This window comes from Candidatus Cloacimonadota bacterium, assembly GCA_034722995.1.
Taxonomy (GTDB): Bacteria; Cloacimonadota; Cloacimonadia; order JGIOTU-2; family JGIOTU-2; genus JAGMCF01.
Map to the genome: position 1 here is coordinate 81,316 of JAYEOL010000008.1, position 6,548 is coordinate 87,863.

General features: G+C 33.8%; 12 protein-coding genes and 1 pseudogene. All 13 read left to right on the forward strand.

What is annotated here, in order from left to right:
* The first annotated feature begins 1 nt into the window (after position 1).
* Positions 2-316, forward strand: coding sequence for a DUF5320 domain-containing protein (locus U9R23_01260; protein ID MEA3475066.1), 315 nt, complete (start codon positions 2-4; stop codon positions 314-316).
* On the forward strand, positions 303-560 hold the full coding sequence (locus U9R23_01265; protein ID MEA3475067.1) for a DUF5320 domain-containing protein: 258 nt from the start codon (positions 303-305) through the stop codon (positions 558-560). Before U9R23_01260 ends, U9R23_01265 begins: the two co-directional genes overlap by 14 nt.
* 232 nt (positions 561-792) lie before the next feature.
* A pseudogene (locus tag U9R23_01270) lies at positions 793-1,038 on the forward strand (NifB/NifX family molybdenum-iron cluster-binding protein).
* A gap of 55 nt (positions 1,039-1,093) precedes the next feature.
* Positions 1,094-1,504 carry a NifB/NifX family molybdenum-iron cluster-binding protein gene (locus tag U9R23_01275; protein MEA3475068.1) on the forward strand — a complete coding sequence of 137 codons (411 nt, stop codon included), beginning with the start codon at positions 1,094-1,096 and terminating at the stop codon, positions 1,502-1,504.
* Positions 1,501-2,076, forward strand: a complete 576-nt coding sequence (locus tag U9R23_01280; GenBank protein ID MEA3475069.1) for a class I SAM-dependent methyltransferase — start codon at positions 1,501-1,503, stop codon at positions 2,074-2,076. The genes U9R23_01275 and U9R23_01280 overlap by 4 nt, the downstream gene beginning before the upstream one ends.
* Before the next feature lie 80 nt (positions 2,077-2,156).
* Complete coding sequence (locus U9R23_01285; protein ID MEA3475070.1) at positions 2,157-2,555, forward strand: threonyl-tRNA synthetase editing domain-containing protein; 399 nt, start codon at positions 2,157-2,159, stop codon at positions 2,553-2,555.
* Positions 2,556-3,335, forward strand: a complete 780-nt coding sequence (locus U9R23_01290; GenBank protein ID MEA3475071.1) for an NAD-dependent deacylase — start codon at positions 2,556-2,558, stop codon at positions 3,333-3,335.
* Positions 3,289-3,645: a thioredoxin gene (gene trxA / locus U9R23_01295; GenBank protein ID MEA3475072.1), complete on the forward strand. Its 357-nt coding sequence runs from the start codon at positions 3,289-3,291 to the stop codon at positions 3,643-3,645. Before U9R23_01290 ends, trxA begins: the two co-directional genes overlap by 47 nt.
* Positions 3,646-3,720: 75 nt before the next feature.
* Positions 3,721-3,930: a hypothetical protein gene (locus tag U9R23_01300; protein ID MEA3475073.1), complete on the forward strand. Its 210-nt coding sequence runs from the start codon at positions 3,721-3,723 to the stop codon at positions 3,928-3,930.
* A gap of 17 nt (positions 3,931-3,947) precedes the next feature.
* The gene (locus tag U9R23_01305) at positions 3,948-4,805 is read left to right on the forward strand and encodes an ATP-binding protein (protein ID MEA3475074.1); all 858 of its coding nucleotides are present in this window, start codon (positions 3,948-3,950) and stop codon (positions 4,803-4,805) included.
* The gene (locus U9R23_01310; protein MEA3475075.1) at positions 4,802-5,674 is read left to right on the forward strand and encodes an ATP-binding protein; all 873 of its coding nucleotides are present in this window, start codon (positions 4,802-4,804) and stop codon (positions 5,672-5,674) included. The genes U9R23_01305 and U9R23_01310 overlap by 4 nt, the downstream gene beginning before the upstream one ends.
* Positions 5,675-5,794: 120 nt before the next feature.
* A complete protein-coding gene (locus U9R23_01315; protein MEA3475076.1) occupies positions 5,795-6,160 on the forward strand; it encodes a NifB/NifX family molybdenum-iron cluster-binding protein in 366 nt (121 codons plus the stop codon).
* A 192-nt stretch (positions 6,161-6,352) separates the two neighbouring features.
* The coding region (locus tag U9R23_01320) for a P-loop NTPase (GenBank protein MEA3475077.1) at positions 6,353-6,548 on the forward strand (196 nt) is incomplete at its 3' end.

Here is a 6,548-nt window from a genome sequence, read left to right on the forward strand (position 1 = left end):
AATGCCAAGAAGAGACGGTACAGGTCCAGAAGGCCTAGGACCAGGAACAGGCAGAAGAAGAGGACCTTGCTTTGGAACTTTATATAATAAGAAAGGTCATATATCTATCTGGCGTTCAATGATATTGCCAGCAGTAGGTTTTATAATAAATGATGCACGAAAACCAGATGGAATTACTCAACGAACCGTTCGCAGCTTAATATCGCATTTTAAGAATAAAAAACAAATTCAACAAGATAAAGAAGACAAAAAAGTCATAAACGCTGATTTTAAAGTAGTTGAAGCTGAGAAAGGAGATAAAAATGCCAAGAGGTGACGGAACAGGTCCTCAAGGAAGAGGACCAGGAACTGGTAGAGGACAGGGGGTCGGCAGAGGATTAAGCAACACGGGTAGACTAGGCAGCAACAAAGGCGGTGCTTACGGACCAGGTGGTTATTGCATTTGTGCAAAATGCAAAACAAAAGTTCCACATCAACAAGGAACAAAATGCACAACAATCAAATGCCCAAATTGTGGTCATACTATGATTCGTGAAGAGCTCTTAAATGCGAAAAAATAGACAAAACTCATCTCACTTTCATCTATGTCACAAAACCCCTAATTGACAAAACATAGGTTCTACACAATGTGCTCATTAAGAAAATGTTAATCCGCCAGCTGGCTGATCATTCTGAATGTAACACCTGTCCGCCTCCCGTCTATGCTCCCCGATGAAATCGGGGGGATTGACAGGTGAGACGAATCTCATCAAGCAATTGTTCTAAAACTCAGGATTTTTCTTTGATGATGACGAAAAAGATGAAATTACATCTGTGGATAACACAGCAACCGCAGAAGTATCTCACGGTGCTGGTCCTCAAACTGCTCAGAAATCATTTGAATTAAATCCTGATATTTTAATTACTGGAAATGGACCCGGAGGAAATGCAGCAAGAGTGTTACAAAATTCTAATATTAAAATTTATATTGGCGCTGGCAATATGACTGTAAAAGAAGCTTATGATGCTTATAAAAATGGTGAATTGAAAGAATATTAAAACTCGATAAAACTTCCGAAGTTTCAAAAACTTCGGAAGTTTTGGGGAGGATTAAATGAAAAAAATAAGAGTAGCTTTTGCCACTGACGATGGCAAAACATTTATGGGTAGGCATTTTGGTGATTCTAATTTTTATGATATTTATGAATTTGATGAAAACCGGGCGAACTTTGTCGAAAGGATTGATAATACAGTCGATGAAAAGGAAAAGGTTCACGCAGATCCCAAAAAGGCAAAAGGCATTGCCAAACTTTTAATGGATGAAAATGTAAAAGTTGTTGTCTCAAAAATTTTCGGACCCAATATAAAGAGAATAAGAAAAAAATTTGTATGTATTGTTATAAATGATGATTCTCTTGAAGATAGTATGAACCGTATTTGTAAAAACATCAGACTTGTTATGGATGAATGGGAAAAAGGTGAAAAAAGAAAGCATTTAACTTTCAGAAAAAAGAGAGAGTTATGAATTCTCAAATAAAAAATTGGGAGCAAAAACAAGGTGTAAAATTCTTAAGTAAGATCGGGGTGAAGAAAAACTTCGTGCTTCTTGATTTCGGTGCTAGGATTGGTCATTATAGTATTCCAGCTGCACTTGTTGTTGGTAGAAAAGGCAAAGTATTTGCTCTGGATAAGAATGAATCCGCTCTGGATGAATTAAAAGAGAAATCAGAAAAACTTTCTTTGGAAAATATTGAAATTGTAAAAACCGATGGCAGATTGCAAATTGATTTTCCCGACAGCTACTTTGATGCTGTGCTTTTGTATGATATCCTTCACTTTTTGAGTAAGAATCAAAGAAAAATTCTATTTACCGAAATCTTGCGTGTATTAAAAAAAGATGGACTAGTTTCTGTTTATCCAAAACATATTAATAATGATTATCCAATGAGAGAATTGGAAAATCTAACTATTACAGATATAATTAGAGAGATAGAAGAATTCGGGTTAGATTTTTCCAAAAAGATATGCGAGACCATAAGCCACGATGATTTTCTAAATTATGGATGTGTTATTAATTTTAAAAAGGAGCGAAAATAAATAGAACTGAATATATAAATAAAATGTTCCATTCTTAAAGGAATAAGAAAAGGATAATACAGTGAAACTATTAATGATCTATGCAGATAAATTCGCATATAAAATATAAAACAAGTATCAAAAATTTAGAATCTGTGGAGAAACTTGTTGAGAACAAGCAGATAGAAAATGCTTTGGTTGGATTCATTCAAGTTGAGCAACAAGATGAGGATGATATTTCAAAAATAGAAACTAAAATGATCAAAAACCTGAAATGGGCAGCCAAGAAGAATGATGCAAACAAAATTGTTCTGCATTCTTTTGCGCATCTCTCTTTGAGCAAAGCAGATGAATCAATAACTAAAGAACTGTTTAATCGTGCAGAACAAAGATTAGAAAAATCAGGTTATGAAACTTCTCAAACTCCATTTGGATATTTTTTAGATTTAGATATTCAAGCTCCGGGTAAATCATTAGCGAGAATTTTTAAGGAATTCTAAATGATTGAAAAGGCTGCTGAACTTATAAAAAATGCGAATCATGTGACCGCCTTTACTGGAGCGGGAATTTCTGTGGAAAGCGGAATTCCACCATTTCGCGGTGAAAATGGTTTGTGGAGTAAGTTTGATCCTGTTTTTCTGGACATTAATTATTTTCATAAATATCCTCTTAAATCGTGGAAATTGATTAAGGAAATTTTCTATGATTTTTTCGGGAAAGCAAAACCGAATGCTGCTCATTTTGCTCTTGCTGAAATGGAGAAAATGGGATATACAAAAGCTGTTATAACTCAAAACATCGATAATCTTCATCAAATGGCAGGAAGCAAAGAAATTTATGAATTTCATGGAAATTCCAGAAATCTGGTTTGCACTAAATGTGGTTTGAAATTTTTTGTATCTGAAATCGGTCTGAATAAATTACCACCAAAATGCAAAGAGTGCGGAGGAATATTGAAGCCTGATTTCATCTTCTTTGGAGAACCAATACCCGAACCAGCGCGTTCACAATCCTTTGCTGAAACAGAAAAAGCAGATGTTTTTATTCTCATCGGAACTACCGGTGAAATTATGCCAGCTTCTATGATTCCTTACGAAGCAAAAAATAATGATGTTAAAATTATTGAAGTGAATACAAAATCTTCCAATTATACAAACAGTATTACAGATATTTTCTTGGAAGGGAAAGCAACTGAAATAATGGGAGAATTACTTGGATTTTTAAAGGAGAAGTATAATGGAACATTTAACAAAAGAGACTTTTCAAGAAAAAGTTTTTAATTATGGTAAAAACAAAGATTGGAAATTTGAAGGTGACCTTCCTTGTGTAATAGATTTCTACGCTGATTGGTGTGCACCATGTAAAATAGTAACTCCCATTTTGGAGGAATTAGCAGAAGGATATAAAGGTAAGGTAAACATCTATAAAATAGATACAGCAGAACAGCAGGAATTAGCAGCTGCTTTTGGGATTCGTAGTATTCCTTCTCTTCTTTTTTGTCCAAAAGAAGGTAAACCACAAATGGCAATGGGAGCACTTCCTAAAGAATCTTTTAAGAAAGCGTTCAAAGATGTATTAAAAGTTGAATAATTAGCTAAACATTAAAACTATGAAAGAGTAAGATAAAATCGTTTAAATTTAGAAAAAATTAAGGCGGAAAATTAAATGCACATATCTAAACGAGTAAGACAAATCAAAAAATCTGCAATCCACGAAATGACAAGATTATCAAAAGAAATTGATGATGTTGCATTTCTGTCCTGGGCAAAACCTACTTCTGGAACTCCGCAACATATTAGAAACGCTGCTGTTTCTGCAATTCATAAAGGACTAACCGGTGGATACTCCCAAAGCGAAGGCCAGCACTCCAAATAGAACAGTTAAATAAAAAAATGAAAATTTCAGTTGCAAGTGGGAAAGGTGGAACTGGGAAGACAACTTTTGCTGTAAATTTCTCTCTTTTTCTTAATAATATTAAAAAAAATAAAATCGTTTTGGTTGACCTTGATGTTGAGGAACCAGACTGCCATATTTTTTTAAGGGCTATAAATTCTAACCGGAAAAAGTGTTTCCGAGAAATTCCTAAAGTAAACGAAAAATGCAATCTATGCGGCAAATGTGCTGAGATATGCGAGTTTAACGCTATTGCTGTAGCAAATACGGAAGTAATAATCTTTCCAGACCTTTGTCACAGCTGCTATGCTTGCATTGAATTATGCCCTCAAGAAGCTTTTAATATTGAAAATATTGAAATGGGTGAAATCCATTGGGGTATTATCACTTCAAATAATTTTTACTTTGTTGAAGGTAAATTAAAAATTGGTGAGGTAATGGCAGTTCCTATGATAAAACAGACAAAAAACTTTTCAATAGAAAAATTTGGAGAAAATAGCTATTTCATTTTTGACTCACCTCCAGGAACTTCCTGTCCCGTTATTGAAGCAACAAAAGATTCAGATTTTGTGGTTTTGGTAACCGAGTCAACTCCATTTGGCCTATATGATTTAAAACTTGCTGTAGAAACTATGCAAAAACTAAGAAAAAAATTTGGAGTTGTAATAAACAAAGCAGGAATAGGAAATCAAGAGGTATATCACTATTGTAAAGATGAAAAGATTCCAATCTTAGGTGAAATCCCCTATTCGAGAGGAATTGCTGAGTTGTATTCGCAGGGTAGAGATATAATAAGTATCCCTTTTATCAAGGAAAGTTTTAGGAAAATTGAAGAAAAAATTATAAATCTTGTATGAAAGAATTAGTAATTATCAGTGGAAAAGGTGGAACCGGTAAGACATCGTTTGCTGCTTCTTTTGCATATTTAGCTGGGGAAAATGCTGTTCTCGCAGATTATGATGTGGACGCATCTGATTTACACATTCTATTGGAACCCAAAATTAAGAAAACTTACCAATTCTACGGTGGTAAAAAAGCAAACATCATAAGGGAAAAATGTATTGGATGTGGAAAATGCCAGGAAATATGCAGATTTGACGCGGTCAAAAATGTAGATGATAAATTTGAGATAAACAAAATTGACTGTGAAGGATGTGGATATTGTTATAGAATCTGTCCAGTAGATGCAATTAAATTTGAAGATAATCTATCTGGAAAATGGTATATTTCAAAAACAAGACGGAATTCCACTCTGGTCTTTGCCAAACTTGGTATCGCAGAAGAAAATTCAGGGAAATTAGTTTCAAAAATAAAAGAAGTGGCCCATAATTTGGCAAATGAAAATAATAAAGATTTGCTGATTTCTGATGGTGCGCCAGGAATAGGCTGTCCTGTAATCGCTTCCCTATCTAATGCAAATTATGTTCTGATAGTGACCGAGCCATCTCTCTCCGGATTTCATGATTTGAAAAGAATTCTTGAACTTGTTAAGCACTTCGGGTATTCAGCTGGATGTATTATCAATAAATACGATATAAATGAGAATATAACAAAAGAGATAGAAATTTTTTCTCATAATAATGAATTAGAGATTATTGGAAAAATCCCCTATTCTGACTCTTTCCCGAAATCTTTAGTTCTGAAACAAACAGTGGTTGAATATGATAAATTGGACATTGGTAAAACCGTTGAAAGATGTTGGTCAAAGCTTCAAACAAAATTATGAAAAATAAAAAATGATCTAACAGCCACAAAACCACACAAAAATTCACAAAAGTAGTTATTAAAATTCTATCTTTGTTCTGTGTTTTTTTGTGAGATTTCGTGGCTAACCTATGGAGGAAAAGTGAAAATAGCATTTACAACAACAGGTAAAGGCTGGGATGCTCAAGTAGATAGGCGCTTTGGGCGTGCAAATGGATTCTTCATATTTGATGAAGATTCAGATAAGGAAAAGTATATCTCAAATAAACAAAACATGAACGCAATGGGAGGAGCTGGAGTTCAGTCAGCACAAAATATTATCAATCTAAAAATCGATGCGTTAGTAACTGGAAATATGGGTCCGAGAGCATTTCAAATACTAAATTCTGCTGGAATAAAAATCTATCTTGCAGAAGAAAATTTGACAATAAAAGAAGCTTACGATGCATTTCGCAATAATGAATTAAAAGAACTTGCAGATCCGAATGTCTCAAGCCATTGGACATAATTCAATTAAAATTTATATTGTAAATAATAATATGTGATATGCAAAATAGGGAATTTCCCTTCATTTGTCATTCCCGTGAAAACGGGAATCCAATAATATAAAGGATTTTGGATTCCGCATTAAGTACGGAATGACGATAAAATTGTATTTCGCATATCTCATTAAATAATAATTATTTAGGAGAAAATTAATATGCAAAAGAATAATGAAGTTGAAAAAGAAAAACAAGAAAGATATCTCAAAGAGAATATTGAGAGGATAAAGCATAAAATAATTATTCTCAGTGGAAAGGGTGGAGTTGGTAAAAGCACAGTGGCTGTAAATTTAGCTTATAGCTTAGCAGAAAAAGGGAAAAAAGTAGGCATTCTTGATGTAGATATTCACGGAC

Excerpts from the sequence above, each read along its gene's own strand:
- U9R23_01275 (MEA3475068.1), top strand. The coding sequence starts at position 1,094 with ATGAAAAAAATAAGAGTAGCTTTTGCCACTGACGATGGCAAAACATTT.
- U9R23_01300 (MEA3475073.1), top strand. The coding sequence starts at position 3,721 with ATGCACATATCTAAACGAGTAAGACAAATCAAAAAATCTGCAATCCAC.
- U9R23_01305 (MEA3475074.1), top strand. The coding sequence starts at position 3,948 with ATGAAAATTTCAGTTGCAAGTGGGAAAGGTGGAACTGGGAAGACAACT.
- U9R23_01290 (MEA3475071.1), top strand. The coding sequence starts at position 2,556 with ATGATTGAAAAGGCTGCTGAACTTATAAAAAATGCGAATCATGTGACC.
- U9R23_01310 (MEA3475075.1), top strand. The coding sequence starts at position 4,802 with ATGAAAGAATTAGTAATTATCAGTGGAAAAGGTGGAACCGGTAAGACA.
- U9R23_01280 (MEA3475069.1), top strand. The coding sequence starts at position 1,501 with ATGAATTCTCAAATAAAAAATTGGGAGCAAAAACAAGGTGTAAAATTC.
- U9R23_01265 (MEA3475067.1), top strand. The coding sequence starts at position 303 with ATGCCAAGAGGTGACGGAACAGGTCCTCAAGGAAGAGGACCAGGAACT.
- U9R23_01260 (MEA3475066.1), top strand. The coding sequence starts at position 2 with ATGCCAAGAAGAGACGGTACAGGTCCAGAAGGCCTAGGACCAGGAACA.
- U9R23_01285 (MEA3475070.1), top strand. The coding sequence starts at position 2,157 with ATGCAGATAAATTCGCATATAAAATATAAAACAAGTATCAAAAATTTA.